Genomic DNA, 24,206 nt, shown 5'->3' on the forward strand with positions numbered 1-24,206 from the left:
GGTCACCTCAATCGCTCTCCTATCGGGAGGACTTCTGTGCGCGTGAACACCTTGAAGCGAGCTGCCGTCGCGTTCGCCCTGGCGCTGCCGGGCGCCGCGATCGCCGCGGTGGTCGCGGCTCCAGCGGCCCACGCCGACGGCTGTTACACCTGGCAACGCACTCTCTCCGCCGGGAGCTCCGGCAACGACGTTCGTCAGTTGCAGATCCGGGTCGCCGGTTGGGCCGGCGCCGGCGGGATCGTCCGCATCGACGGCCGCTACGGACCGGAGACCGCCGCCGCGGTCAAGCGGTTCCAGACAGCGTACGGGCTGCGCAGCGACGGCATCGCCGGGCCACAGACCTTCAACAAGCTCTACCAGTTGCAGGACAACGACTGCACCCCGGCGCACTTCAGCTACTCGGAGCTGGACAACGGCTGCGGCCGCAGCGGGTGGAGCGGGGGCCCGCTGTCGGCGGATCAGACCCGGGCCAACGCGGTACGGACCATGTGGAAGCTGGAGGCGCTGCGCCGGGGGCTCGGCGACCAGCCGATCAACGTCACCAGCGGCTTCCGCAGCACCACCTGCAACAACCAGGTCGGCGGCGCGTCGGACAGCCAGCACCTCTACGGCAACGCCGCCGACCTGACCTCGCGGAACAGGTCGCTGTGCGAGCTCGCCCGGGCCTCGCGCAACCACGGGTTCAGCGGGATCCTCGGCCCCGGGTACCCGGGCCACAGCACCCACGTGCACGTGGACTCGCGCCGGGAGAACAACAGCGACCGGACGGCGAACACCACCTCCTGGTCCGCCCCGGACTGCGGGGTGGGCAGCGGCGACTGAGCCGAACGATCCACCCGACGTGGCGGTGTCCCTCCGTGGGACGCCGCCACGTCGCGCACACCGGTCGGCGAGGACATCGCCGGCCGACCCGGGGGTAGGGGACCGTCGGGCCGGCCGGCGAGGTGGCGCCCGGGCGATGCGGGCGGTCGTACCTCCGCTCAGCTCGCCCGGGGCCAGCGCGGCGCGGTGGCGGGGGGCGCCACCGGACGGCCGGGCCCACCGGACCGGACGGCGGGCCGGACTCCCGGTGCGGTGACCCGGCCGGTCTGGCCGCGCGTCGGATGGCCGGGGGCCGGCCGGTCGGTCGGGGTACGGCCCGGGTGGACCGGGGCCGGCCGGTCGGCCCGGGCGGTGGCGGGACCGTTGAAGGTGAACGGGAACGGCACGTGCACGAAGGGGTTGCCGTGCCGGATCAACGCGTCGATCTGACGCTCGTTGAGCCCGTGCGTCTCCAGCACCCGGCGGCCCCAGCGGTGCAGGCGGCACGGGTACGACGCGCCGTCGTTGCGGCACAGCGGCCCGTTGGGCCACTCCTCGGCGGCGTGCACCACCACCGCCCGGACCGCGAGCCGGACGTCCTCCGGTGTCAGCGGCGCCGGCACCGGCACCTCACCCAGGATCTGATCGATGGGATCCGTCGACTGCTCACCAACTCGCAAGGCAGGCCTCCCGCAGCTCGGCAGCGATTGCGGCTGATCGCCGCAGCGCATCCTCGGCCAGTGGTACGGCCCGAACCGGACGAAAGTTCAATCGCGCCACCCGGTGAGGAGGTCCTCCGCCGGCCCCGGGCATCCGGGCCCGCTGCGCGAGCAGCCGCCCCAGGTCACGCGAGCAGCCGCCCCAGGTCATTGGCGTCGATCCCACCGATACTCTCATCGGTGATACAACCAAAAATGAGTGCCTTCCTGAGGGCGAGCAGGGGGGCGTCAGACCAGGCCCGCGTCGTGCACCAGCAGCGCCACCTGCACCCGGTTGTTCAGCTCCAGCTTCGTCAGCAGCCGCGACACGTACGCCTTGACCGTCGCCACGCTCATGTACAGCTCGGCGGAGATCTCCGCGTTCGTCCGGCCCCGCCCCAGCGCGACGGCCACCTCCCGTTCCCGCCCGGTCAGCCCGTCGAGCAGCCGCAGCGCCCGCTCCCGGCGGGGATCCGGGCCGGCCGGCCCGCCGGCGGTGACGTGGGTGATCAGCTTGCGGGTGACCGTCGGGGAGAGCGTCGCCTCACCGGCCGCCACCCGGCGCACCGCCTGCACGATCTCGGCGGGTGGGGTGTCCTTGAGCAGGAAGCCCCCCGCCCCGGCGCGCAGCGCCCGCAGCACCTGGTCGTCGGCGTCGAAGGTGGTCAGCACCAGCACCTCCGGCGGCCGGGGCAGCGCCCGCAGCGCCTCGGTCGCGGCCAGCCCGTCCACCCGGGGCATCCGGATGTCCATCAGCACCACGTCGGGCGCGTACGCCTCGACCGCCGCCGGCACCTCGGCGCCGTCGGCGGCCTCGCCGACCACCCGTACGTCCGGCACCCCGCCCAAAATCATCGACAGCCCGGCCCGGACCAGCGCGTCGTCGTCGACGATCAGCACCCGGACCGGTGCCGCCTCCTGGCCGGTCACGCCGGCCACGGCAGCCAGGCGGCGAGCCGGAAGTCGCCCGCCGGGTCGCGTCCGTGTTCCAGCCGGCCACCGGCGAGCCCGACCCGCTCGGCGATGCCCACCAGCCCGGTGCCCGCCCCCGGGATGGACGGCGCGGCGTGCTCCCCCACCGGCCACGGGTTGCGGATCTCGACGGTGAGGCCGTCACCGGGCCGGCCGGCCAGCCCGACCCGGACCACCGCACCCGGGGCGTGCTTGCGGGCGTTGGTCAGCCCCTCCTGCACGATCCGGTACGCGCTGCGCCCGACCGCGGCGGGCACCGACGCGGCATCGGTGACCAGGTCCTCGGTGCTCACCCGGACGCCGGCCGCCCGGCACTCGGCGATCAGCGCCGGCACGTCGGCAAGGGTCGGCTGGGGGCGTTCCGGCGTCTCCGGCTCCGCCTCGCCGGTCTCCGCCCGCAGCACCCCGATCACCTCGCGCAGGTCCTGCAGAGCGGCGTGGGCGCTGGCCCGGATCACCCCGGCCGCCCGGGCCACCTCCTCCGGCGGCGCGTCCGGCCGGAACTCCAGCGCCCCGGCGTGCAGGCTGAGCAGGGAGATCCGGTGGGCCAGCACGTCGTGCATCTCCCGGGCGATGCGGGTGCGTTCCAGCTGGCGGGCCTGGGCCACGCGCAGCTGCTGCTCGGCCTCGGCCCGGTGCGCCCGCTCCCGCAACGAGGTCACCAGCTGGCGGCGGGCCCGGACGAACATCCCCCAGGCCAGCACCCCGCCGAGGAACGACGTCGTCCAGATCAGCGCCGCCCAGAACGGCAGGGCCGGGTCGGGCCGGACGCTGATGTAGACGGGCGTCACCAGCAGGTGCGCGCCGACCAGCGTGGCCGCCACCGGGAACGGCCGGTGCACCGCCACCGTGAACAGGATGATCAGCAGCGCCACCGCCGCGGTGACGGAGAAGACCGCCAGCGGCAGGCTGGCCACGGCCAGGGCCACCGGCCAGCGCCGGCGCAGCCAGAGGGCCGCCGCGGTGAGCAGGCCCGTCACCAGGTCGACCTCGTTGAGCCAGGACGGCCCCGCGTTGAGCGCGAACTCCGGCGCCGGCCCGACCGAGTCCGCGAAGGCCAGCAGCGCCCAGAGCAGCGCGAGCAGGAAGGCGAGCCCGTCGACCAGCCAGTCGCGCGTCGTGCGGCGGGCCACCGGGGTCGCGGGGGTCAGGGCCCCCGGCAACAGCCAGGGAAGTTCGGGTACGGCGGCACTGCTCACCCGCCAATGCTAGGTAGCCGTCCGGCGTCGGCGACAGCTACCAAAGTCGACGACCGCCGTGGCCACAGGTGTACCGGGCTCTCGACCACCGGCCGCAGCGCGACGCCGGGTGGCCCCGACAGGCTCGACGGCATGATCACGGTCGAACACCTCACCAAGCGGTACGGTCCGCACGCCGTCGTGGACGACGTGTCGTTCCACTGCGAGCCGGGGACGGTCACCGGCTTCCTCGGCCCGAACGGCGCCGGCAAGTCCACCACCATGCGGATGATCTGCGGCCTGACCCCGCCGACGTCCGGCGGGGCCACCGTCGCCGGACGCCCCTACCGCCAGCTGGCCAACCCTGGGCGGGAGATCGGCGTCCTGCTCGACGCCTCCGCCCAGCACGCGGGGCGCACCGGCCGGGAGGCACTCACCCTGGCCGCCCGGACCATGGGCGTCGACCGGCGGCAGGTCGCCGCCAAGCTCGACCTGGTCGGGCTGAACGCGGTGGCGGCGAAGCGGCGGGTCGGGGCGTACTCGCTGGGGATGCGGCAGCGGCTCGGCCTGGCGCTGGCGCTGCTGGGTGACCCCCGGGTGCTGATCCTGGACGAGCCGGCCAACGGCCTCGACCCGGAAGGGATCTTCTGGATGCGCGGCCTGCTGCGCGACTTCGCCGACCGGGGCGGCACCGTGCTGCTCTCCTCGCACCTGCTGCGCGAGGTGGAGGCGGTCGCCGACCGCCTGGTGGTGATCGGCGCCGGCCGGGTGGTCGCGCAGGGCGGCAAGGACGAACTGCTCGCCGGCACCGGCACCCTGGTCCGCGCCCGGGACCCGCGGGCGTTGCGGCTGACCCTGGACCGGGCCGGCCTGCCCGCCGACGCCGGCACCGACGGCGGGCTCCTGGTGCGGGCCGAGGCGGAGGCGGTGGGGCAGGTCGCCGCGGACGCCGGTCTCGTCCTGACCGAGCTACGGCCTGCCGGCAGCGGCGGCCTGGAACAGCTCTTCCTCACCCTCACCGCCGGCACGTCGACGAAGGAAGCCGTGAAATGACCACCACCACCGCCGCACCCGCCGTGACCGTCCGTCCCGCGCCGCCCGGACCGTCGCTGGTCCGGCTGACCGAGGTGGAGCTGCGCAAGCTCGCCGACACCCGGGCCGGCCGCTGGCTGCTGGCCACCATCGGGCTGATCGCCGCCGCCATCGCCACCGTGCAGCTCTTCGTCCTCGACGAGGCCGCGCAGACGTTCACCGCGTTCTTCACCGCGTCGCTGCTGCCGGTAGGGCTGCTGCTGCCGGTGCTGGGCATCCTGTCGATCACCGCCGAGTGGTCGCAGCGCACCGCGCTGACCACCTTCGCGCTGGTGCCGCGCCGGGAACGGGTGGTGGTCGCGAAGCTCGCCGCGGTGGTGCTGGCCGCGCTGGCCTCGGTGGCGGTCAGCCTGGCGGTGGCCACCGCCGGCACGCTGGCCGCCCGGGCCACCGGCGGGGCGGGCAGCTGGGTCTTCGACTGGTCCCAGCTGGGGCACGCGGCCGTGCTCCAGGTCACCAGCGCGCTGATGGGCGCTGCCTTCGGCCTGCTGCTGCTGAACACCCCGTTGGCGATCGTGACCTATTTGCTGCTGCCCACCGTGTGGAGCATCCTCGCCATGACGGTCGCGGCGCTGCGCGGACCGGCCCGCTGGCTGGACACCTCGGTGACCATGGAGCCGCTGTTCGGCGCCGAGGTGACCGCCGGGCAGTGGGGGCGGCTCGGGGTGTCCCTGCTGGTCTGGATGGTGGCACCGCTCGCCGCCGGCCTGGTCCGCACCCTGCGCCGCGAGGTGGCGTGAGCGTGCGCGCCGAGGAGCAGGCCAGCGTCGTTGACGGCGGCGTCGGCGAGCTGGTGCTGATGTGGGGCGGGTTCCCGCTGCTCGGCGCGGGGCTGGGCGCGGCGCTGACCGCCGTGTCCGGCTGGCTCGCCGACCTGCCGTGGGTGCCGTTCCAGGGCTGGTTCGAGCTGCTGGCCGGGCTGCCCGAACGGCAGGCGCTGGCCGGCGGTACGGCGCTGCCGGCGCTGGCCGGCCTGCTCGTCGCGTACGTCGGGACGCGGGAACGGCTCACCGTGACGGTCGACCGGACGGCGGTGCGGCTGCACCGCGACGGCCACGGCCGGGACATCGCCCGCGCCTCGGTCGCCTGCGTCTTCGTCGACGGCAAGGCGCTGGTACTGCTCGACCGGGACGACGCCGAACTGGCCCGGGAGAAGTCGGACCTGAGCCGCGAGCGGCTGCGCACGGCGTTCACCGCGCAGGGCTGGCCGTGGCAGGAGGACGACCCGCACCGGGACGCGTACCGGCGGTGGGTGGAGGGGCTGCCGGGGCTGCCGGCCGGCGCGGACGCGCTGCTGCGGGCCCGGCAGCGGGCCGTCGACGCCCGGCGCGGGGACGACGCGCGGGACCTGCGCCGGGAACTGGCCCGGCTCGGGGTGGTGGTACGCGACGAGGACGGGCGGCAGTACTGGCGGCTGGTCCGGCTTCCGCTTCACCCGGAGGAAAGCGGTGACGGACTGTAGCGTGGCTGTCGAGGAGCCCTGACGGCCGGGAGCGTGGCCCATGACCGAGCAGCAGCCGTACCGGGTGGTGGCCAGGCACCCCGGTTTCGAGCTGCGCCGGTACCCCGCCCACCTGGTCGCCGAGCTGCGCGTCGACGGATCGTTCCTGGAGGCGGGCAGCGCGGGGTTCCGGCCGCTGGCCGCGTACATCTCCGGGGCGAACCGGTCCCGGCGGAAGGTCGGCATGACCGCCCCGGTGGTGCAGGAGTCCGCCGGCTCCGAGCAGATCGCGCGGACGGCGCCGATGGTGCAGGAGGAGGGTGAGCGACCCGGCTGCTGGGTGGTGCGCTTCGTGCTGCCGGCCGCGCTCACCGCCGCCACCGCGCCCGAACCGGAGGATCCCCGGATCACCATCCGGGAGGTCCCCGCACAGCTCGCCGCCGCCATGCGGTTCTCCGGCCGGTGGAGCCAGAAGGCGTTCGAACAGCGGGCAACCGCGCTGGGCCGGGCGGTCACCGCGGCGGGGCTGAGTCCCACCGGCGCGATCCGGTACGCCCGCTTCGACCCACCGTGGAAGCCCTGGTTCCTGCGCCGCAACGAGGTCGTGCTCCCGGTCGTCGAGTGACCGGGGCCCGGGTCGCGTCGTTGGGGCGTACGTCCCCCGGCGGGACTCGACACTGAGGGTGAAGGGGACGACGATGAGCTCCGCAGGCAACGGCACCGGCATCTTCCGTCGCAAGCCGGTCGAGGAGATCGCCGACACGAGCGAGCAGCTGTCCCGCTCGCTGGGGCTGTGGCAGCTCACCGCGATCGGCATCGGTGGCATCATCGGCGCCGGCATCTTCGCCCTGGCCGGCGCGGTCGCCAGCGAGACCGCCGGCCCGGCCGTGCTGGTGTCGTTCCTGATCGCCGGCCTGGCCAGCGCGGCCGCCGCGCTGTCGTACGCGGAGTTCGCCGGCATGATCCCGAAGGCCGGCTCGGCCTACACCTACGGCTACGTGGTGCTCGGCGAGGCGGTGGGCTGGTTCATCGGCTGGGACCTGCTGCTGGAGTACACCGCGATCGTGGCGGTGGTCGCGATCGGCATCTCCGGCTACTTCGGCTTCCTCCTCGGCGAGCTGGGCCTCGACCTGCCGGCCTGGATGCTCGGCGCGCCGGGCACCGGCGACGGGCACGTGGTCGACCTGTTCGCCGTGGTGCTCTGCCTGTTCATCGCGTACCTGCTCACCCTGGGCATCAAGACGGCGGCCCGCTTCGAGACGTTCGTGGTCGGGCTGAAGGTCGCCGTGGTGCTGCTGGTCATCGTGGTCGGCTTCTTCCACATCCGGACGGCCAACTACTCGCCGTTCTTCCCGTTCGGCATCAGCGGGGCGCTCACCGGCGCGGCCACCGTCTTCTTCGCCGTCTTCGGGTACGACGCGATGAGCACCGCCGCCGAGGAATCCCGGGACGCCCGCCGGCACATGCCCAAGGCGATCATCTACTCGCTGCTCATCTCGATGGTGCTGTACGTGCTGGCCACGCTGGTGCTCACCGGCATGCAGAACTACCGGGAGATCGACCCGGAGAGCGGCTTCTCCTCGGCGTTCGCCTCGGTGGGCCTCTCCGGCCTGGCCAGCGTGATCGCCGTCGGCGCGATCATCGGCATCCTCACCGTGATGTTCACCTTCATGCTCGGGGTGACCCGGGTGTGGTTCTCGATGAGCCGGGACGGACTGCTGCCGTCCTGGTTCGCCAAGGTGCACCCGGTACGTCGGGTGCCGACCCGGGTCACCTGGATCGTCGGGGTGGGCTCCGCGCTGATCGCGGGCTTCCTGCCGATCCGGGAGGCGGCGGAGCTGACCAACATCGGCATCCTGCTGGCCTTCGTGGTGGTCTGCATCGCGGTGATCGTGCTGCGCTACCGCCGCCCGGAGGCGCCGCGCACGTTCCGGCTGCCGGGTATGCCGGTGGTGCCGGCGGTCGGCGCGCTCTTCTCGGTCTGGCTGATCACCTTCCTGGCCCCGGAGACGTGGCTGCGGTTCGCGGTCTGGTTCGTGATCGGCGCGGTCGTCTACGCCCTGTACGGCTACCGCCGCTCGGCGCTGGCCCGGCGCGGCCCGTCCGGTCCCGGCGGTCCCTCCGGTCCGGGCGCCGCCGGCCGGGGCTGACCCCCGGCCGGGTGCCCGAGGGCGTTGGGCCAGGCCAGCAGCAGCCCCAGCACCAGGCCGGTGAGCAGGCCGGCCAGCGACCAGAGCGCGTCGGTGTCCATGGCGTCGACCGCGATGTTGCCCGCCCGGGCGGTGAGCACGGCGCCCACCGGCAGGGCGGCCTGGGCCAGCAGCGCCAGCCAGCCCACGGTCGGCAGGCCGAGGAGCATCGCGACGGCGGCCATGGCGTGCCGCCGCCACGGCGGGCGGCCGCCCGGGCGGTCCCAGGACAGCAGCGTCGTACCGGTCAGCAGGACCACCCCGAGGGCGAGGACCGGCCACCACCGGTGACCGGGTGGGAGAAGCCGGCCGACGGCCAGGCCGACCGCGCCGGCCAGCGCGAGGCCGAGCGCCGCCCACCACCGGCGCTCCCGGCCGGGCGCGGGGGCGGCGGCGAGTGCGCAGCCCAGCGACGCGGCGAGCGACAGCGCCGCCGCGGCGAGGCAGGCCGGGGTGAGCTCGGGCTCCCGGTCGGTGGGCGACCGCAGCGCGCCGGCCACCACGACCAGCGTCGCGGCGACGGCAGCCGCCATGCCCAGGGCGCGGCGGTGCTGCCAGTGGACCGGCCGGCCGGGTCGCCCGTGCCGGCGGACCAGGAACGCGGTGAGCAGGCCGACCGCCGCCCAACCGCCGGCCACCAGCAGCACGGTCGCCGGGACGCCGGTGACGTCGGCCCGGTCGAGCAGCACGTCCGCCACCACCGCCCCGGCGCCGAGCACCAGCGCGGGGTGGGTCCACCGGCGGTCGCCCCCGCCGGCCAGCACCAACCCGAGGGCGACCAGCAGGATGGCGAGGAAGCGGACGTCGCGCGCCCAGTAGGTGTTGATACCCGCCAACCGTTCCGGCCACGGCCCGATCGGCTCGGTCAGCGGTTGCAGGACGGTCATGCCGACCGCCCAGAGCACCACGGCGGTGGCCGCGAGGAGCAGGCCGGCGGCGGGGCGTAGGGCGCGCATCCTGGCACGGTAGTCCCCCGCCGCCGTGATCGTGGTGTCCGTTATCAGGGCGCTTCGCGCCTTCACGTGAGTAGCGGGTCTGCCTAGGCTGGGCGGTACCGGGCGTCGACAGGTGAGGAGGCTCCGTGGCCGACGTGGAGATCCCGACCGCTCAGGGGACGCTGCCCGCGTACCTGAGCGAACCGGAGGGTGACCGGCCGCGGCCCGGCGTGGTCGTCGTCCACGACGCCTTCGGCCTGACGCCGGATGTCCGCCGCCAGGTGGACTGGCTGGCGGGCGAGGGTTTCCTGGCGGTGGCCCCCGACCTCTACTCGTGGGACAAGCGGGGCCGCTGCGTGCGCGCGACCTTCCGCGCGCTGCTCAGCGGCACCGGCCGCGCGTTCGACGAACTGGACGCGACCCGCGCCTGGCTCGCCGGACGGCCGGACTGCACCGGCCGGATCGGGGTCATCGGCTTCTGCATGGGCGGCGGCTTCGCCTTGCAACTCGCGCCCGGGCACGGGTTCGCCGCCGCGAGCATCAACTACGGGCAGGTACCGAAGGCCGCCGAACGGCTGCTGGCCGAGGCATGCCCGGTGATCGGCAGTTTCGGCGGAAAGGACGTCAGCCTCCGGTCGGCCCCGGCCAGACTGGAGGCGGCGCTGACCACCAATGAGGTCCCGCACGAGGTCACCGTCTACCCGCAGGCGCGGCACGGCTTCCTCAACCACCACCGGCCGGGCGAGCTGACCCGGATGCAGCAGGTGGTGGCCCGCGTCGGTGGCGGGCCGCACGAGCCGTCGGCGACCCAGGCCCGGCGCCGCATCGTCGCCTTCTTCGACCGGCACCTGAGCACCGCCGGGGAGCCGGCATGATCCGGTACGCGGGGCTGCTGCGCGGCGTCAACGTCGGCACCACCCGGCTGTCCATGGCCGACCTGCGCCGCCTGGTCGCCGATCTGGGGCACGCCGACGTGAAGACCTACCTCCAGTCGGGCAACGTCGTGTTCGGCAGCACCTCCACCGACGCCGCCCGGCTGGCGAAGGGCATCGAACAGGCGCTCGCCGGCGAGCTGGGGTTGACCGTGCCGGTGCTGGTCCGCAGCGGCGCGGAGCTGGCAGCGGTGGTCGACGGCAGCCCGTACGCCGGCCGGCAGGACGACCCGACCCGGTTGCTGGTCGCCTTCCTGGCCACGGCCCCGACGAAGGCGAAGGTCGCGGCGCTGACCGTGCCCGGCAACGAGAACGTCGAGTTCACCGTGGCCGGTCGGGAGGTCCACCTGCACTTCCCCGACGGCGGGTACGGCCGGTCGAAGTTCACCAACGCGTACCTGGAGAAGCAGCTCGGTGTGGTGGCCACGACCCGCAACTGGAAGTCGGTGCGGGCCCTGCGGGACCTGACCGCGTCCTGACCGGAGCGACCGGAGCGGCCGGGGCCACCATATCGGTCCGGAACTGCTCGTCCGTCCGGCTGGTCGGCGGTTTTACGATCTTGCCTCGGGTCGGTGCCTCTCGATACGCTCCCGCGGCTATCTCACCTGAGAAAGGATCGCAGTGACCGCTCCCGTTACCGTCGGCACCCAGAAGTCCTGGGTCGTCGCGCTGCTGCTCTGCTTCTTCGTCGGTTTCCTCGGCGTGCACCGCTTCTACGTCGGCAAGGTCGGCACCGGCGTCCTCCAGCTGGTCACCTTCGGTGGCCTCGGGATCTGGACCCTGATCGACTTCATCATGATCCTGGTCGGCTCCTTCAAGGACAAGCAGGGCCAGCCGCTCGCCAAGTGATTCGGGCGTACGCCGGCGGGGCCGGGATCCGCGCGATCCCGGCCCCGCCGCGTCCCCGCTCAGAAGTGGTACGCCGTCCCGTACTCCGGCACCAGCACGCGGGTGCGGGGCGAGGCCCGGCGGACGGCGGCGACCAGGTCGTCGAGGCGCCGCCGGTCGGCGGGACCGACGACCGGCGGGTTGACCAGCGGGGTCTCGAAGTTGTCCCAGTGCACCGGCACCACGACCTTCGGGTGGTCCAGCGCGGCCATCAGCCGGGGCACGTAGTCCGCGGTCGCGGTGGTGGACTGCAACGCCACCATCGCCACGTCCGGGGCCAGTCCGGTGAGGTTGCGCTCGGCGAAGTCGCTGGCACCCATGAAGAACACCGCCGGACCGCCGTCGACGCGCGCCTGGTACGCCAGCGTGTCCCCTTCGGGCAGGTCGGCGATGGCGGCGGGTCGGGTGGGCTGGCTGACCCGTACGCCGGGGAAGGCCATCGACCAGCCGGCGTTGCGGCTGTGCAGGGAGCTGACCACCTCGACGGTGTGGTCGCCGAAGTCGAGCACCTCCCCGCCCTTGACCGGGCTGAGCTGGCTCGCCGGCAGCCCGTACGCCAGCCCGAGGTGGTACGCGGTCAGCGTGCCGAAGACCCGGGCGCCGGCCTTCTTCGCGATGTGCGGCACGTCGTTGTAGTGGTCCCAGTGGGTGTGGGTGACCAGCACGGTGGTGGCCCGGTCCACGAGGGAGTCGACGACGGCGGTCTCGACGGTCAGCGGGGTGGCCGGGTTGAAGGCGCCCCGGAACAGCCCGGTGTCGTAGCGGCTCAGGTACGGGTCGACCAGGACGGTGCGGTCGCCGATGTCGATGCGCCAGCCGGAGGTGCCCCACCAGCGGAAGCTCACCGCACCCTGGCGGGTGCGGCCGGCGGCGGCGGTCGGCGCGGCCGGCGCCGGCGTCCCGGTGGCGAGTCCGCCGGCGGTCACCACGGCGGCCCCGGCGGCGGTGGTGCGCAGGAAACGTCGGCGGTCTAGCGGGCGTGCGGACATGGTGGATCCTCCCCGTCTGCGGTGTGCACGGTCGGTTCCCACCCCACCACCGCGCCCACCGCCACGTCCAAGATCGAAGGCCGGCGTCGGCGATATCCGCAGCGATATCGGTCCAGCTCACCGCCGCCAGGATGCCGGGTCGGTGTGCGGAAAGTCAGGCCGCCCGCAACGCCTCCACCGCCGTCCGGGCGGCCTCCCCCATGGCCAGGTCGACGTCGATCCGGCGGGTGGCGAGGCGGTCGGTGCGGGCGAAGACCGCCATCGCGTACCGGCTGCCGTCCGGGTACTCGGCCACCCCGGCTTCCAGGTGCAGGCCCGGCAGGGTGCCGGTCTTCGCGGCGACGCGTACCCCGGCCGGGAAGCCGGAGGCCAGCCGGGTCCAGAAGAGCTGCCGCGACATCAGCTCCCGGACGGTGGCGCAGGCCGCGGCGGGGCCCGCCTCATCCCGCCAGATCAGGCCGAGCAGCCGGGTGATCTCCCGGGCCGTGCTCGACGTGGTGTGCGCGGGGTCGAAGACCCGCATCGCCCGGACCCGATCCTCCGGCAGGGTCGGGAAGATCCGGGCGAAGTCCGCCTCGGTGTGGGCGCCCACGTCCGCGAGCATCAGCTCCACCAGCTGCCTTGGTCCACCGAGGATCCGGGTACGCGGCAGGTCCAGCTCGGCGGCGAGCATCGGCAGCACGTCCGCGCCGACCCGGCGCAGCAGCAGGTCGGCGGCGGTGTTGTCGCTGACCGACATGGCGAAGTACGCCAGGTCGCGCAGGGACACCTCGACGTCGTCGGCGCAGCCGGCCACCCCCCACCCGCCGAGCCGGTCGCCGGCCCGGACCAGCACCCGCTCGCTCGCATCGAGCTGCCCGGCGGCGACCTGCCGGGCGAACTCCAGCACCAGCAGGATCTTGAACACGGAGGCGATCGGGGTCTGTTCGTCCGCCCGCACGGCGACCGCCCGCCCGGCCGGGCCGTCCACGGGTACGACGTGCAGGCTGCCGGTGATGCCGGCCCGGGCGAAGATCTCCTCGACGCGCTGCTCCGCTGCCACCCCGGCACGGTAACCGGTGGCTGCCGTAGGGTCCGGGCGTGACCTGCTCCGCCACCTACGGCACTTCGTGGTGGTCGCCCGCGAGCTGCACTTCGGCCGGGCGGCCGAGGCGCTGGGCATGGCGCAACCGCCGCTGAGCCAGTCGATCCAGGGCCTGGAACGCGAGCTGGCGGTGGAGCTGTTCGACCGGTCCCGGCGGCAGGTGCGGCTGACCACCGCCGGCCAGCTGCTGCTCGGCGAGGCCGAGGAGCTGCTGGCCGGCGAGCTTCGGGTACGCCACCTGATGCGTCAGGCGCCGGCCAGGCCCGGTACGCCGCTCGGTGAACCTGGGTCACGATCGCTCCCCCGCCAGACCCATCAACGGATCCTGGCTGCCTTCAGCCGGAGCACGCTGGCGGTAGACCCGATCTAACCGCTCGCGCTATCGCCTGGGCTTCAGGAAAATGAAGATCGCGATTAGCACGGCGGCGAGGGCGCCCAGAATCCAAGCACCGAGGGTAAACAGCATGTCGCGGGTAGCGGGGAAGATCAGGAGGATGACGAGGCCGACCAGGAGCCCACGCAGCGGTGAGGGCTTCTTCTTCCCGCCTTCCCTCTCTGCTCCACTCATCCAGGCAGCTCCTCTGTAGGGCGCGGGCCCTCGTCGCACAGCCGCAAGTACCGGCACCGCAGCCGGCTTGTCACGCTGACGGCGGATGTCACGCCGCGCCCAAGCGGATGCACGGTCGGAAGCGTAGCCCTCTACTCCTGCACGAGGTAACCCTGGTGAACCCATGCGGGTCGCGAACGACATCGCCAGCCCGACGGGGAGCTGGCACACCGAGAACACGACGACAGCCCCCCGGTCCGTGCCCGGGGCGTCGTCGTGTTCAGGGTAGAAGAGCGCTGAGCCATTCGCCCTTCCCGATCTGCGCCCGCGGTGCCATGCCGGTCCGGCACGATCGCGGCAGGGGGCCGGATGAGCACGGTGCGCAGCCAGGGCGGCTCGGCCCGGCCGGGGTGACCCTCGGCCGGGCCGAGCCAGTGATGCGGCGGCCGTTCGCACCGATGCTGTCGGCCCCTGTGGACGCGGTGCCGCAGGGGCCGCGCCTGGCCTACGAACCCAAGTGGGACGGCTTCCGCGCCCTCGCCTTCGTCGAGGCGGCCGGCGTCTACCTGCAGTCGCGCGCCGGCAAGAACCTGACCCCGTACTTCCCGGACATCACCCGGCCGATCCGCCACACCTTCCCACCGCAGGTGATCCTCGACGGGGAGCTGATCGTGTGGGAGCGGGGGCGCATCAGCGTCGCCCGACTGCAGCGCCGGATCACCGCCGGCCGGGGCCTGCTGATAATGGCGCGGGAACACCGGCGCACTACGTCATGTGGGATCTGCTCGCCGACGCCGGCGGCCACGTCGCGATCAACGCGCCGCTGTTCGACCGACAGGCCCGGCTGGCGGAGTTGCTCGAGGATGCGCCCGCGCAGCTGACCCGCACGCCGCAGACCACCGACATGGACGAGGTCGGGGAGTGGCCGACCACCTACACCGCGGCCGGGATCGAGGGTGTGGTCGTCAAACGGCTGGACGGCCGGTACGAGCCCGGCCGGCGCGGCTGGCAGAAGTTCCGGGTGCGCGGCGACCGAGGCGATCATCGGCGGGGTGACCAGCAGCCTCGCCAATCCGAGCACGCTGCTCCTCGGCCGGTTCGATCGACGGGGACACCTGCGCTACACGGGAAGGACGCACCCGTTGGCGATGGTCCAACGCCGGGAGCTCGCGCCGATGCTGTCCCCACCCCGGTTGCAGCGCCGGGGCATCGTCGCGCACCCCTGGCCGCAGCCGCTGCCGGAGAGCTGGAGCGGGCAGCTGGACCGACCCGAGCCACTGCGCTACGTGCAGGTGGAGCCGACCGTGGTGGCCGAGATCCAAGTGGACACCGCTTTCGAGCACCGGCGATGGCGCCACCGAATGTGGTACGTGCGCCCGCGGCTGGACCTGTCGGTGTACGACGTGCCCCTGCTGCTCGGCGACGAGGCCTACCCGTTCTGGGACGCCGCGGCCGGAGCGTAGACACCGGGATGGCTCAACGTCCGACCGGCGGTCATCAGATCGGGTGTTTCCCGAGCTGACCGGCGTATACGACGGGACGGCCGGGGGACTGCGCCTGTGAAAGCACTGTGACAACGTTGGATGCATTGCGCTCGGTACGGGGCAGCGCGAATTCAGACCTGGGAGACCACCACTCAATGACGACCCCCTACGACCCTGCCCAGAACCAGCCGCCGGCTCCGGGCCAGCAGCCGATGCCGCCGACCGCCCAGTTCCCGCAGGTGCCCGCCGGGCAGTACCCTCCGCCCCCCGGCCAGTTCCCTCAGCAGCCCGGCCAGTACCCGCCGCCGCCCGGCGGATGGCAGCAGCCCGGCGCGCCGGCGGCGCCTGCTGCCCGCAAGCGGCCCTGGCTGATCCCCACCCTCATCGGCGTCGGTGCGTTCGTCGTGCTGTGCTGCGGCGGGTCGATGGTGATCGGCCTGGCCAGCGACAACGGCAAGAAGACCGACGTGTCCGCCAGCAGCGACATCCCGGCCGTCACCACCAGCACCTCCGCCCCGGCCGCGGCGGCGCCGACCACCTCGGCCCCGGCGCCCGCGCCGGCGAAGACGACCGCAGCCCCGGCCCCGGCCAAGCCGACGACCTTCGGCATCGGCGACAAGGTGCGCGGCGGCGATTTCGAGTTCACCGTCAACAGCGTGAAATGCGGGATCTCCCAGGTCGGCAGCAGCTACTTCAACCACAAGGCTCAGGGCACCTTCTGCCGGGTCAGCGTGACCGCTAAGAACGTCACCAAGAGCGCCCACCTGTTCCACGCCGACGGCACCATCACCGCCCAGGACGCCTCCGGCCGGGAGTACGACGTCGACGGGGAAGCCGCCATCTACGGCAACGACGACGCCAAGGGCTTCCTCGACGAGATCAACCCGGGCAACTCGGTGAAGGCGAACGTCTACTTCGACGTGCCGAAGGGCACCAAGCTGAAGACCATCACGTTCGCCGCCGGCCTGCTCACCCTCGCCGAGGACGCCGTCGTCACTCTGTGACCGGCCCAGCAACAGACGACAGCCCCGGAGAACCGCCGGGGCTGTCGCCGATATCGTCGGCCCGCAGGCGTGCAGCAGCTGAACCTACAGGGGCGAGGGTGGCGCCCGCTGGCCGGGCGGCCGTTGGTGAAGCGGACCGCGGCGGCCTGGCCGGACCGCGAGCCGCACCCCGCGGCACCGATGTTCGGCCAGTTCGCGGCCGAGGTGCTGGCCACTGTCGAGCCCGCGCCGCCGGCCGCGGTGGCGCCGTCGGCCCGGCCCTGGCCGGTGCTGTTCGACGCCACGGCCGACTGAACAGTGGTGGGGCCTGTCGCAGATCACCCGGCCGGGCCCGTGAGGGAGCGGCCCGACCGGGTAGGACAGCCGGGTGGCACCACTGCGGCGGACGCCGTGGAAGCGCTTCCGGCGCCCGAGGGGTGCCCCTGACGATGGGAGAGAGAGCCGGATGGCGAACACGATTCCCGACATCCCCCTCAACGACGGCAACACGATCCCGCAGCTCGGCTTCGGGGTCTTCCAGATCGAGCCGAAGGACACCGTCGAGGCCGTGGGCCGGGCGCTGGAGATCGGCTACCGGCACATCGACACCGCCGAGATGTACGGCAACGAGGCCGAGGTCGGCGAGGCGGTCCGCACCTCCGGCCTGGACCGCGGCCAGGTCTTCGTGACCAGCAAGCTCAGCAACGCCTTCCACCGGCCGGACGACGCCCGCCGGGCGTTCGAGTCGACGCTGTCCGCGCTGAAGATGGACCACATCGACCTCTTCCTGATCCACTGGCCGCTGCCCACCCGCTACGACGGCGACTTCGTCTCCACCTGGAAGGTCCTGGAGGAGTTCCAGCGCGACGGCCGGGCCACCTCGATCGGCGTGTCGAACTTCCAGGTGCCGCACCTGGAGCGGCTGGCAGCCGAGGCGGACGTAGTGCCCGCGGTCAACCAGATCGAGGTGCACCCGTACTTCGGCAACGAGGAGGTGCGCGCGTACGACCGGCGGCACAACATCATCACGCAGGCGTGGTCGCCGATCGCCCAGGGCAAGGTGCTCGACGACCCGACCGTGGTCGACGTCGCCGAGGAGGTCGGCCGTACCCCGGCCCAGGTGGTGCTGCGCTGGCACGTGCAGCGCGGCGACATCGTCTTCCCCAAGTCGACTACCCCGAGCCGGATCGCGGAGAACTTCCAGATCTTCGACTTCGCGCTGGACGACGCGGCGATGGAGCGGATCAGCGGGCTGGACCGGGGCGAGGCCGGCCGGCAGGGCCCCAACCCGGACGAGTTCGACTACCTGCCGAGCTGACGGGTGTAACGCGGCGCGCCGGCACGGCGCACGAAAGAAGGGGCCCGAACCGGGGCCCCTTCTTTGCGTACGAAAGGACCGCGTCCGCGCGATGTCGCACCGCCGTACCCCCGCACTCCTGTTGTCGATGCTGGTCGCCCTCGGCGCGGCTGCCTGCGGCCCCGCCGAGGAGGCGACCCCGGCCCGCTGGTCGGCGCCGGTCTCCGCCGCACCGACCCCGCCACCACCGCCCCGGCCCACCCCGACGTCGACCGCCGAGGTGCGCGGTCAGGTCAAGGCCGCGCTGGTGGACCTGACCGACTTCCACCCGGCCATCACGGACGTCACCTCGGAGACCGCCGAGGCGTTCAAGCTGGCCCACCCGTGCCGCGACAACCTCCCGTCGGACCGCAAGCGGACCGCGAACCGGGAGCGGCAGTGGAAGGGCGAGCAGGTCTGGATCCGGCAGTACGTCGTCGGCTACCTCACCGTGCCGGGGCGCAAGTTGGTCGGCGAGCTGAAGTCGGCGCTGGCGAAGTGCCGGACCTACCAGGAACCGGACGGCCGGACGACCACCACCGTCGTACGCCCCAAGGCGCCGCTGGTGCCCGCGGACGCCGACACCGTCTCCTGGTGCGAGCGGCTGGTCAACGACGACACCTCCTACCTCTGCACGGTGCTGGTGGCGCGCGGCAGCTACGTGTTGGAACTCAACGCCGGTGAGGCCGGCGACCTGGAGAAGTCCGCGAAGCTGCTGACCCGGCTGCACCGGGTCGCCGTCGACCCGTTCCGCGAGGCGACGTAGCGCCGGTTCAGATGATGAAGTGCGTCCAGTAGGCCAGCCACACCACGAACAGCCCGCCCTGCACCAGGGCGAGCGCGGCGCTCAACCAGGCGTCCGCCGTGGCGTTGCGGGCCCACCGGGCCAGGACCAGGCCGACCGGGAACGCGGCGATCAGGTAGCGCAGCAGGCTCTTGTACACCGGTGGCCCCATCGACAGCGGCGCGAGCACCATCAGCACGGCGTAGACGAGGTAGGGCAGCCCGAGCCGGCGGACGCCGGCGATCACGATCACCAGCACGGCGACGGCGAACCAGACCCGGACGGCGTCCCGGGTGTCGCCGGTGAGACCGTTCCAGATCACCGGCAGCGGATTCTGCACCCGGATGCCCCAGCCCTTCTCCTGGGCGTGCTTGTAGGCGAACCAGTCCCCGCCCTTCCACCGGCAGAACGCCATGAAGGTGAGCCAGCCGGCCGGGATCAGCAGCAACGGCCAGCCGGTGCGGACGTACCTCCAGAGGCTGCGCGGGTCGAGCCGGTAGCGGTGCTGGCGGAGCAGGACCAGGGCGAGCGGGACGGCCACCAGGAAGCCCACCGAGCGGCTGAGCCCGAGGAAGTAGCCCAGCACGCCCACCGTCACCCACCGTCCCCGCTCGGCGTAGTGGAAGGTGGCCAGCGCCAGGCAGAGGAACAGCGACTCGGTCAGCGCCGCCTGGAACAGGAACGCGGTGGGCAGCAGCACCAGGTAGCGGGTGAACCGGCGCGCCGCGGCGTCGTCGCCGAGCAGCGTCTCGCCCAGCCGCAGGGCGTAGTAGAGCAGCAGCAGGAACGCGACGTTGCTGATCAGCAGCAGCGCCAGGGCGGTGTCGCCGCCCAGCGGCACCGCCACCACCCGGCCCAGGAACGGGTAGAGCAGGGGAAACCCGAAGCCCCCCTTCCACTCGCCGGTGAGCGGCTGCCGGCTCAGGCCGTCGTAGATCAGCGCGTCCCAGGCGAACCACATTGAGATCCAGCGGTGCGGCGAGATCTCCGTCTGGTCGAGGCGCGTGTTGATCTCGTCCGCCGGGGGCGCGGCGGGCGCCCCCTCCCAGGCGGCCAGGGCGATCACCCCGACCAGGCTGAGGACGACCTTCGCGCCGACGAACAGGGCCAGCACGTACCGCCAGCGCTCGGGCACCCGGACGACGAGGTCGCCGGCGTGGCCGAGCAGGCGGTCCCAGCGCGCCGGGAGACCGGTCGCGGGCGCGCGGCCGTCCGCTGCGGTGTCCCGCGGCCCGTCGGTCATCTGGCGCTTCCTCACGGAGTCGGTCCGACCCGCGACCCACCCACGGCGGCCGCGAACCTGCCGGCCGGGCATCCCCCGCCTACGCCGGCTGACACCTCCGCGCCCCCCACCGCCCGGCCCCGAGCGGCATGATCAGGAGTTCCGGGCCGGTGGAGGTGAGACAGCGCAGAGAACGGGTAACCGCGCCTGTCCGACGGACCCGAGGGCAGGGAGCGGCGTGAGGATGGACGAGCGTCACGGCACGGTGGTCATCGGCGCGGGCCCGGCGGGCCTGACCGCCGCGTACGAGTTGCTCAGGCACGGCGCGACGGTACGGGTGTTCGAGGCCGACGACGTGGTCGGCGGGATCAGCCGTACCGTCGAGCGGGACGGCTGGCGCTTCGACATCGGCGGGCACCGGTTCTTCACCAAGGTGGGGCGGGTCGAGGAGTTCTGGCACGAGATCCTGCCCGACGAGGAGTTCCTGCTCCGGCCCCGGATGAGCCGCATCTTCTACCGGGGTGCGCTCTACGACTACCCGCTCAACGCCGGCAACGCCCTGCGCAACCTCGGCGTACGGGAGGCGGCCCGCTGCATGGGCTCGTACGCCCGGGCGCGGCTGCGCCCGCCCAAGGACCAGTCGCACTTCGAGGGCTGGGTGTCGGCGCGCTTCGGCTGGCGGCTCTACTCGATCTTCTTCAAGACCTACACGGAGAAGGTCTGGGGGATGCCGGCAGACCAGTTGCAGGCCGACTGGGCCGCCCAGCGGATCAAGAACCTGTCGCTGGCCCGCGCGGTGCTCAACGCGCTGCTGCCCCGCCGCAACCGCAAGGACGTGACCAGCCTGATCGAGGAGTTCCAGTACCCGAAGTTCGGTCCCGGCATGATGTGGGAGCGCTGCACGGAGGAGATCCGCAAGCGCGGCGGCGAGGTCTCCACCGGCACCTGGGTGAAGGCCGTGCACCACGAGGGCAGGCGGGCGGTGGCGGTCACCGTCGACGGGCCGGGCGGGGAACGCCGGCTCCCCGTCGACCACGTCATCTCGTCCATGCCGATCTCCGAACTGGTGGCCGCGGTGCGCCCGGCCGCCCCGCCCGAGGTGCTCGAATGCGCCGCCGACCTGCGCTACCGGGACTTCCTGACCGTGGCGTTGGTGGTGCCGGAGGAGTTCTCCTTCCCGGACAACTGGATCTACGTGCACGACCCGGCGGTGAACGTGGGCCGGATCCAGAACTTCGGCTCCTGGTCGCCGTACCTGGTCAAGGACGGCCGCACCTGCCTCGGGCTGGAGTACTTCGTGTTCGAGGACGACGAGACCTGGCGGACCTCCGACGCCGACCTCGTCGCGCGGGCCACCGCCGAGCTGGAGCAGCTCGGCCTGGTGCGGCCGGGCGCGGTGGAGAGCGGGTACGTGGTGCGGATGCCGAAGGCCTACCCGGTGTACGACGACCGCTACCAGCACAACGTCGACACCATCCGGGCGTGGCTGGCGCGGGAGCTGCCCAACGTGCACCCCGTCGGGCGCAACGGGATGCACCGCTACAACAACCAGGACCACTCCATGCTGACCGCCATGCTGACCGCCGAGAACATCGTGCACGGCGCCGGCCACGACGTCTGGACGGTCAACGTCGAGCAGGACTACCACGAGCAGAGCAACGACAAGGGCGGCGACGGGCGACGGGGCACCGGCCGGGACGCGCCGACCGTGCCGGCACGTACCGTCGCCACGACGACCGCCGCCCACGCGGCGGAGCGTCGACCGACCGGGGTCAACTGATTCGTCAGGTGCCCACCCGGTCGGCGAGCCGGCGGAACACCTCCCGGGTGGGCGAGCCGGGCGCGGCGGTGTAGACGATCAGCCGCTGGTCGGTCTCCGGCACCAGCAGCACCCGGCACTCGAACTCCAGCGGCCCCAGCTCGGCGTGCGTCACCCGCTTCACCACCGGACGACGCTCGGCGACGTCGTGCTCGGCCCAGAGCGCGGCGAACCGGGGCGAGACGCCGAGCAGCTCGGTGACCAGCTCGGCCAGGCCCCGGTCGCCGGGATAGCGGCCGTAGGCGGCGCGCAGGTCCGCCACCGAGTCACGCACGAAGCGCAGCATCTCCGGGTCGTCCGGACGCGGGGCGGGCTGGCGGAACATCCAGCGGATCATGTTGCGCTCCCCCGCCGACAGGTCCCCGACGAAGTGCGCGGCCAGCCGGTTCACGGCCAGCACGTCGTACTTGGCGTCCACCACGTACGCCGGGGTCTCGGTCATCGCGTCGATCAGGTGGCGCAGTCCGGGGGTGACCTCCCGGCTCGGCCCGGGCACCGGCGGCGGGCTCTGGCCGGCCACCCGGAACAGGTACTCCCGCTCGTCGCGGGTGAGCACCAGGGCCCGGGCCAGCGCGGCGAGCACCTGCCGGGACGGGTGCGGCCCCCGGCCCTGCTCCAGCCGCACGTAGTAGTCGACCGACAGCCCGGCGAGCTGGGCGACCTCCTGGCGGCGCAGGCCCGGTGTGCGGCGGCGTACCCCGTCGGGGAGGCCGACGTCGGCGGGGCGCAACCGGGCCCGACGGGTGCGCAGGAAGGTGGCCAGTTCGTCGCGGCGCAACCCGGGTTCGGTCATGCCCCCAGCCTGCCGCACGCGCGGACGCCGAAGGTGGTACCGCCGGTCCCAGTCCCGGCCGGTCTCTCCCGGCCGGCGCGGCCCGCCGGCAGGCTCGACGCCATGACCACGACGAACATCGCCCTGATCACCGGGGCCAACAAGGGCATCGGGTACGCCACGGCACAGGAGCTCGCCGCTCGCGGGATGACCGTGCTGGTCGGCGCGCGGGACGCCGGGCGCGGCCGGGAGGCGGTGGCGGCGCTGCGCGCCGGCGGCGCGGACGCCCACCCGGTGCCGCTGGAGGTGACCGACCCGGCGTCGGTCGCCGCCGCCGCGCGACACGTCGAGGAGGCGTACGGCCGGCTGGACGTGCTGGTGAACAACGCCGGGATCGCCCGGGCGGACGGGTCGGCGCTGCCCAGCGAGACCACCCTCGCCACCCTGCGCGAGGTGTTCGAGACGAACGTCTTCGCGGTGGTGACGGTGACGAACGCGTTCCTGCCGCTGCTGCGCCGCGCCCCTGCCGCGCGGATCGTCAACGTCTCCAGCGAGGTCGGCTCGATCACCGCGATGACCGACCCGGAGAGCTTCCTCTGGCCGCTGACCTCGGTGCCCTACCCGTCGTCGAAGACGGCGCTGAACATGGTCACCGCCATGTACGCCAAGGAGCTGCGCGACACCCCGATCCTGGTCAACGCGGCGAACCCGGGCTACTGCGCGACGGACCTCAACGGTTCCTCCGGCTACCGCACGCCGGAGCAGGGGGCCGAGGTGGGCGTGCACCTGGCGACGCTGCCGGCGGGCGGGCCGAGCGGCCAGCTCTGGGGGCACCTCGCCGCCGGCGACTCGTACGGGGTGCTGCCCTGGTGAGCCCTTGACTTCGAGTGCGCTCGAACGTCCAGGGTGGAGGCTCCACGTCGAATGGGAGACCTCATGCGGTACCGCACGATCGGCACGGACCCGCGGACCCGGCGCGAGGTGAGCGTGCTCAGCCTCGGCGCGATGCTCTTCGGCACCGCCACCGACGAGGCCACGTCGTACGCCATCCTCGACCGGTACGTCGAGGCCGGTGGCACCTTCGTCGACACCTCGGACAACTACGCGTTCTGGATGAACGGCGGGCAGGGCGGTGAGAGCGAGGAGCTGCTCGGCCGCTGGCGGCGCAGCCGGGGCGTCGGGGACGAGATCGTCGTCGCCACCAAGCTGGGGGCGCGTCCGCTCGCCCCCGGCACCAGCTACACCGACAACGCCGAGGGGCTGTCGGCCAAGGTGATCCGGGAGTCGGCGGAGCGCAGCCGGGAACGGCTCGGCATGGCGAAGCTGGACCTGCTGTACGCGCACATCGAGGACCGCACGGTGCCGCTGGAGGAGACGGTGGCCGCCTTCGGCGAGCTGGTCGCCGAGGGCGCGGTGGGGCTGCTGGGGGCGAGCAACCACCGGGCGTGGCGGGTGGAGCGGGCCCGCGCGCTGGCCGCCGCCGCCGGCCTGCCCGGCTACGAGGTGCTCCAGTACCACCACACCTACCTGCAGCGGCGCACCGACCTGCCCAGTGAGCTGGACCCGGACGGTGACCCCGGCTCGGTCGGCGGTGACCTGGCCAGCTACCTGCGGGTGGAGCCGGCGCTGACGCTGGTCGCGTACTCGCCGCTGGTGAAGGGCGGCTACACCCGGCCGGACAAGCCGCTGGGCCCGGAGTACGACCTGCCGAGCGCCCCCGGCCGGCTGGCCGCGCTGCGGGAGGTGGCCGCCGAGACGGGCGCGACGGTCAACCAGGTGGTGCTGGCCTGGCTGATGGGCGGCGAGACGCCCTCGATCCCGCTGGTCGGGGCCTCGTCGGTGGCCCAGCTCGACGAGAGCCTCGAGGCGGTGGAGCTGGAGCTGACCGCCGCGCAGCGGGAACGGCTGGCTACGGCGGGCTGACCCGAGCACCGCAGGTCGGGGCAGCTCCCCCGTTCGGTCCGCCCTCGGCCGGCCGTCCGCCCGGCGCGAGCGCCTGTCCCGTTGATGGGACGGACCGGCTGGTCCGACTGACCAGACAGTCAGCCGAAACATTGCGG

Annotated in this window: 28 protein-coding genes and 1 pseudogene; 20 read left to right on the top strand and 9 right to left on the bottom strand. The window is 73.2% G+C overall.

The genetic code is table 11. The annotated features are described in order from the left end of the window. Window positions 1-36: 36 nt before the first annotated feature. Window positions 37-822: a D-Ala-D-Ala carboxypeptidase family metallohydrolase gene (locus tag ACTMTB_RS11690; protein WP_441144897.1), complete on the top strand. Its 786-nt coding sequence runs from the start codon at window positions 37-39 to the stop codon at window positions 820-822. A 158-nt stretch (window positions 823-980) separates the two neighbouring features. On the opposite strand, the gene ACTMTB_RS11695 is transcribed toward ACTMTB_RS11690, so the two are convergent. The 3 genes from ACTMTB_RS11695 to ACTMTB_RS11705 all read right to left on the bottom strand — a co-directional run bounded on the left by ACTMTB_RS11695 (window position 981) and on the right by ACTMTB_RS11705 (window position 3,670). Then, on the bottom strand, window positions 981-1,481 hold the full coding sequence (locus tag ACTMTB_RS11695; protein WP_441144899.1) for a hypothetical protein: 501 nt from the start codon (window positions 1,479-1,481) through the stop codon (window positions 981-983). A 267-nt stretch (window positions 1,482-1,748) separates the two neighbouring features. Continuing rightward, complete coding sequence (locus tag ACTMTB_RS11700; RefSeq protein WP_441145011.1) at window positions 1,749-2,447, bottom strand: response regulator; 699 nt, start codon at window positions 2,445-2,447, stop codon at window positions 1,749-1,751. Beyond that, a complete protein-coding gene (locus ACTMTB_RS11705) occupies window positions 2,426-3,670 on the bottom strand; it encodes a sensor histidine kinase (protein WP_441144901.1) in 1,245 nt (414 codons plus the stop codon). Before ACTMTB_RS11705 ends, ACTMTB_RS11700 begins: the two co-directional genes overlap by 22 nt. A 132-nt stretch (window positions 3,671-3,802) precedes the next feature. Between ACTMTB_RS11705 and ACTMTB_RS11710 the strand changes: the two genes are divergently transcribed. The 5 genes from ACTMTB_RS11710 to ACTMTB_RS11730 all read left to right on the top strand — a co-directional run bounded on the left by ACTMTB_RS11710 (window position 3,803) and on the right by ACTMTB_RS11730 (window position 8,332). Further along, window positions 3,803-4,702, top strand: a complete 900-nt coding sequence (locus ACTMTB_RS11710; protein ID WP_441144903.1) for an ABC transporter ATP-binding protein — start codon at window positions 3,803-3,805, stop codon at window positions 4,700-4,702. Further along, window positions 4,699-5,481 carry an ABC transporter permease gene (locus tag ACTMTB_RS11715; protein WP_441144905.1) on the top strand — a complete coding sequence of 261 codons (783 nt, stop codon included), beginning with the start codon at window positions 4,699-4,701 and terminating at the stop codon, window positions 5,479-5,481. The genes ACTMTB_RS11710 and ACTMTB_RS11715 overlap by 4 nt, the downstream gene beginning before the upstream one ends. Then, window positions 5,478-6,203, top strand: coding sequence for a YqeB family protein (locus tag ACTMTB_RS11720; protein ID WP_441144907.1), 726 nt, complete (start codon window positions 5,478-5,480; stop codon window positions 6,201-6,203). Before ACTMTB_RS11715 ends, ACTMTB_RS11720 begins: the two co-directional genes overlap by 4 nt. Before the next feature lie 40 nt (window positions 6,204-6,243). Beyond that, complete coding sequence (locus tag ACTMTB_RS11725) at window positions 6,244-6,807, top strand: SOUL family heme-binding protein (protein WP_441144909.1); 564 nt, start codon at window positions 6,244-6,246, stop codon at window positions 6,805-6,807. A gap of 73 nt (window positions 6,808-6,880) precedes the next feature. Then, a complete protein-coding gene (locus ACTMTB_RS11730) occupies window positions 6,881-8,332 on the top strand; it encodes an amino acid permease (protein ID WP_441144911.1) in 1,452 nt (483 codons plus the stop codon). Here ACTMTB_RS11730 and ACTMTB_RS11735 read toward each other — a convergent pair. Next, window positions 8,251-9,327, bottom strand: coding sequence for a hypothetical protein (locus ACTMTB_RS11735; protein ID WP_441144913.1), 1,077 nt, complete (start codon window positions 9,325-9,327; stop codon window positions 8,251-8,253). The two genes, ACTMTB_RS11730 and ACTMTB_RS11735, sit on opposite strands and share 82 nt — an antisense overlap. A 125-nt stretch (window positions 9,328-9,452) precedes the next feature. On the opposite strand from ACTMTB_RS11735, the gene ACTMTB_RS11740 reads away from it, so the two are divergent. The 3 genes from ACTMTB_RS11740 to ACTMTB_RS11750 all read left to right on the top strand — a co-directional run bounded on the left by ACTMTB_RS11740 (window position 9,453) and on the right by ACTMTB_RS11750 (window position 11,087). Further along, window positions 9,453-10,181, top strand: a complete 729-nt coding sequence (locus tag ACTMTB_RS11740; RefSeq protein ID WP_441144915.1) for a dienelactone hydrolase family protein — start codon at window positions 9,453-9,455, stop codon at window positions 10,179-10,181. Beyond that, on the top strand, window positions 10,178-10,717 hold the full coding sequence (locus tag ACTMTB_RS11745) for a DUF1697 domain-containing protein (RefSeq protein ID WP_441144917.1): 540 nt from the start codon (window positions 10,178-10,180) through the stop codon (window positions 10,715-10,717). The genes ACTMTB_RS11740 and ACTMTB_RS11745 overlap by 4 nt, the downstream gene beginning before the upstream one ends. A 142-nt stretch (window positions 10,718-10,859) precedes the next feature. Continuing rightward, window positions 10,860-11,087 carry a TM2 domain-containing protein gene (locus ACTMTB_RS11750; protein ID WP_088963721.1) on the top strand — a complete coding sequence of 76 codons (228 nt, stop codon included), beginning with the start codon at window positions 10,860-10,862 and terminating at the stop codon, window positions 11,085-11,087. A 59-nt stretch (window positions 11,088-11,146) separates the two neighbouring features. On the opposite strand, the gene ACTMTB_RS11755 is transcribed toward ACTMTB_RS11750, so the two are convergent. Both ACTMTB_RS11755 and ACTMTB_RS11760 read right to left on the bottom strand, forming a co-directional pair. Beyond that, window positions 11,147-12,115 (bottom strand): MBL fold metallo-hydrolase, encoded by a 969-nt coding sequence (locus tag ACTMTB_RS11755; protein ID WP_441144918.1) that lies wholly within the window; start codon window positions 12,113-12,115, stop codon window positions 11,147-11,149. Between the two features lie 154 nt (window positions 12,116-12,269). Next, window positions 12,270-13,157 (bottom strand): serine hydrolase, encoded by an 888-nt coding sequence (locus ACTMTB_RS11760; protein ID WP_441144919.1) that lies wholly within the window; start codon window positions 13,155-13,157, stop codon window positions 12,270-12,272. Window positions 13,158-13,173: 16 nt separating this feature from the next. On the opposite strand from ACTMTB_RS11760, the gene ACTMTB_RS11765 reads away from it, so the two are divergent. Beyond that, complete coding sequence (locus tag ACTMTB_RS11765) at window positions 13,174-13,569, top strand: helix-turn-helix domain-containing protein (RefSeq protein WP_441144921.1); 396 nt, start codon at window positions 13,174-13,176, stop codon at window positions 13,567-13,569. A 9-nt stretch (window positions 13,570-13,578) separates the two neighbouring features. Here the strand turns inward: ACTMTB_RS11765 and ACTMTB_RS11770 are convergent, their stop codons facing one another. Next, window positions 13,579-13,767: a hypothetical protein gene (locus tag ACTMTB_RS11770; RefSeq protein ID WP_441144923.1), complete on the bottom strand. Its 189-nt coding sequence runs from the start codon at window positions 13,765-13,767 to the stop codon at window positions 13,579-13,581. 437 nt (window positions 13,768-14,204) lie between these two features. Here ACTMTB_RS11770 and ACTMTB_RS11775 point away from each other — a divergent pair, with 437 nt between their 5' ends. From ACTMTB_RS11775 to ACTMTB_RS11805, 7 genes and pseudogenes are all read left to right on the top strand, one after another. Continuing rightward, window positions 14,205-14,627, top strand: a complete 423-nt coding sequence (locus ACTMTB_RS11775) for an ATP-dependent DNA ligase (RefSeq protein ID WP_441144925.1) — start codon at window positions 14,205-14,207, stop codon at window positions 14,625-14,627. Beyond that, window positions 14,558-14,704, top strand: a pseudogene (locus ACTMTB_RS11780) (ATP-dependent DNA ligase); the annotation flags it as partial. The gene ACTMTB_RS11775 and the pseudogene ACTMTB_RS11780, both read left to right, overlap by 70 nt. Window positions 14,705-14,798: 94 nt before the next feature. Beyond that, window positions 14,799-15,209 carry a hypothetical protein gene (locus ACTMTB_RS11785; RefSeq protein ID WP_441145014.1) on the top strand — a complete coding sequence of 137 codons (411 nt, stop codon included), beginning with the start codon at window positions 14,799-14,801 and terminating at the stop codon, window positions 15,207-15,209. Between the two features lie 176 nt (window positions 15,210-15,385). Beyond that, the gene (locus ACTMTB_RS11790) at window positions 15,386-16,234 is read left to right on the top strand and encodes a DUF4352 domain-containing protein (RefSeq protein ID WP_441144927.1); all 849 of its coding nucleotides are present in this window, start codon (window positions 15,386-15,388) and stop codon (window positions 16,232-16,234) included. Between the two features lie 69 nt (window positions 16,235-16,303). After that, window positions 16,304-16,528, top strand: a complete 225-nt coding sequence (locus ACTMTB_RS11795; protein ID WP_441144929.1) for a hypothetical protein — start codon at window positions 16,304-16,306, stop codon at window positions 16,526-16,528. A 151-nt stretch (window positions 16,529-16,679) separates the two neighbouring features. Then, on the top strand, window positions 16,680-17,531 hold the full coding sequence (locus ACTMTB_RS11800; protein ID WP_441144931.1) for an aldo/keto reductase: 852 nt from the start codon (window positions 16,680-16,682) through the stop codon (window positions 17,529-17,531). A 91-nt stretch (window positions 17,532-17,622) separates the two neighbouring features. Beyond that, on the top strand, window positions 17,623-18,315 hold the full coding sequence (locus tag ACTMTB_RS11805) for a hypothetical protein (RefSeq protein WP_441144933.1): 693 nt from the start codon (window positions 17,623-17,625) through the stop codon (window positions 18,313-18,315). Between the two features lie 7 nt (window positions 18,316-18,322). Here ACTMTB_RS11805 and ACTMTB_RS11810 read toward each other — a convergent pair whose 3' ends face one another. Continuing rightward, window positions 18,323-19,576 (bottom strand): hypothetical protein, encoded by a 1,254-nt coding sequence (locus ACTMTB_RS11810; protein WP_441144935.1) that lies wholly within the window; start codon window positions 19,574-19,576, stop codon window positions 18,323-18,325. A gap of 223 nt (window positions 19,577-19,799) precedes the next feature. Between ACTMTB_RS11810 and ACTMTB_RS11815 the strand changes: the two genes are divergently transcribed. Then, window positions 19,800-21,335 (top strand): NAD(P)/FAD-dependent oxidoreductase, encoded by a 1,536-nt coding sequence (locus ACTMTB_RS11815; protein ID WP_441144937.1) that lies wholly within the window; start codon window positions 19,800-19,802, stop codon window positions 21,333-21,335. Window positions 21,336-21,339: 4 nt separating this feature from the next. On the opposite strand, the gene ACTMTB_RS11820 is transcribed toward ACTMTB_RS11815, so the two are convergent. Then, window positions 21,340-22,167, bottom strand: a complete 828-nt coding sequence (locus ACTMTB_RS11820; RefSeq protein ID WP_441144939.1) for a helix-turn-helix transcriptional regulator — start codon at window positions 22,165-22,167, stop codon at window positions 21,340-21,342. Between the two features lie 102 nt (window positions 22,168-22,269). Here ACTMTB_RS11820 and ACTMTB_RS11825 point away from each other — a divergent pair, with 102 nt between their 5' ends. Together ACTMTB_RS11825 and ACTMTB_RS11830 are read left to right on the top strand one after the other, a co-directional pair. After that, window positions 22,270-23,019: an SDR family oxidoreductase gene (locus tag ACTMTB_RS11825; protein ID WP_441144941.1), complete on the top strand. Its 750-nt coding sequence runs from the start codon at window positions 22,270-22,272 to the stop codon at window positions 23,017-23,019. Between the two features lie 63 nt (window positions 23,020-23,082). After that, window positions 23,083-24,069 (top strand): aldo/keto reductase, encoded by a 987-nt coding sequence (locus tag ACTMTB_RS11830; protein ID WP_441144943.1) that lies wholly within the window; start codon window positions 23,083-23,085, stop codon window positions 24,067-24,069. Window positions 24,070-24,206: the final 137 nt, after the last annotated feature.

It is taken from the genome of Micromonospora sp. L32, from assembly GCF_052068055.1.
In the GTDB taxonomy this organism is placed as follows: Bacteria; Actinomycetota; Actinomycetes; order Mycobacteriales; family Micromonosporaceae; genus Micromonospora; species Micromonospora purpureochromogenes.